Here is a 241-nt window from a genome sequence, read left to right as displayed (position 1 = left end):
CTTGGTGAGTCTGCCCACTATTTAGAAGCTGGTGTGACGATTCCGTTTGAACCTAATAATTTCATCCAAGTTAACCAAAAGTGAATCAGGCAATGGTTGAGCAAGCGTTGTCTTGGCTTGAGCTGAGTGAGAAAGACAGGGTATTAGACCTATTTTGTGGTTTGGGCAACTTTAGTTTGCCAATGGCAAAGCAGGTGGCGAGTGTTGTCGGGGTCGAAGGCGTTGAGGCCATGGTTGAAAA

The 241-nt window shown here is 46.1% G+C and carries 1 pseudogene; it reads left to right on the top strand.

The features are described from left to right. Nucleotides 1–92: 92 nt before the first annotated feature. A pseudogene (locus tag AYW76_RS19475) lies at nt 93–241 on the top strand (23S rRNA (uracil(1939)-C(5))-methyltransferase RlmD); the annotation flags it as partial.

Source organism: Marinomonas gallaica, assembly GCF_001639745.1.
GTDB classification, from domain to species: domain Bacteria; phylum Pseudomonadota; class Gammaproteobacteria; order Pseudomonadales; family Marinomonadaceae; genus Marinomonas; species Marinomonas gallaica.
The sequence above is the reverse complement of the archived record's forward strand: the minus strand, read 5'-3'. Positions and strand labels throughout refer to the sequence as shown.